1 protein-coding gene is annotated in these 1220 nt (G+C 38.7%); it reads left to right on the forward strand.

The window, feature by feature from the left end; all coding sequences use genetic code 11:
- Positions 1 to 2 precede the first annotated feature (2 nt).
- Entirely contained in the window at positions 3 to 1196 is a 1194-nt protein-coding gene (gene tuf / locus C0982_RS10360) for an elongation factor Tu (protein ID WP_101774093.1), read from the forward strand.
- Positions 1197 to 1220 lie beyond the last annotated feature (24 nt).

Below are 1220 nucleotides of genomic sequence, written 5' to 3' on the forward strand. Positions count from 1 at the left end.
AAATGGCAAAGTCTAAATTTGAAAGAAGTAAGCCACATATTAACATTGGAACAATCGGTCACGTTGACCACGGTAAGACAACTTTAACAGCAGCAATAACAAAGACACTTTACAGTAAGTATCAGTTAGGTGAAGCTGTTGCATTTGACAACATAGATAAGGCACCAGAAGAAAGAGAAAGAGGTATCACAATATCTACTTCTCACGTTGAATATGAAACTCCAAACAGACACTACGCACACGTAGACTGTCCAGGACATGCCGATTATGTAAAGAACATGATCACAGGAGCAGCACAGATGGATGGAGCAATATTAGTTGTTGCAGCTACAGATGGACCAATGCCTCAGACAAGAGAACATATCCTATTGTCTAGACAGGTTGGTGTACCATACATAGTAGTATTCTTAAACAAGTGTGACATGGTAGACGATGAAGAACTATTAGAATTAGTAGAAATGGAAGTAAGAGAATTACTAGACGAATATGATTTCCCAGGAGATGATACTCCAATAGTAAGAGGATCTGCATTAATGGCATTAGAAGATCCATCATCAAAGTGGGGAGATGTAATAGTAGACTTCTTCGAAACAATAGATGAATATATCCCAGCTCCAGAAAGAGCAGTAGATAAGCCATTCATAATGCCAGTAGAAGACGTATTCTCAATCACAGGTAGAGGAACAGTTGCTACAGGTAGAGTTGAAAGAGGAGTACTAAAGGTATCTGACGAAGTTGAATTAGTAGGACTATCAGAAGAACCAAGAAAGGTAGTAGTAACAGGAGTAGAAATGTTCAGAAAGTTACTAGATCAGGCAGAAGCTGGAGATAACATCGGAGCACTTTTAAGAGGGATCCAGAGAGATGAAATCGAAAGAGGACAGGTTCTTGCAAAGCCAGGCTCAGTAAAGGCTCATACTAAGTTCGTAGCAGAAATATACGTACTAAAGAAAGAAGAAGGTGGTAGACATACACCATTCTTCGATGGATACAGACCACAGTTCTATTTCAGAACAACAGACGTTACAGGAGCTTGTAAGCTACCAGAAGGTATAGAAATGGTAATGCCTGGAGATAACGTAACAATAGAAGTAGACCTAATCAACTCAATAGCAGTTGAAGAAGGATTAAGATTCGCCATCAGAGAAGGTGGAAGAACAGTTGCTTCTGGAGTAGTTGCTTCTATAATAGAATAATCTTATAAATATAGATACTATAAA

The sequence above is a fragment of the Peptostreptococcus faecalis genome (assembly GCF_900240845.1).
GTDB classification, from domain to species: domain Bacteria; phylum Bacillota; class Clostridia; order Peptostreptococcales; family Peptostreptococcaceae; genus Peptostreptococcus; species Peptostreptococcus faecalis.

Coding starts and splice junctions, on each gene's coding strand:
- tuf (WP_101774093.1), top strand. CDS start 3: ATGGCAAAGTCTAAATTTGAAAGAAGTAAGCCACATATTAACATTGGA.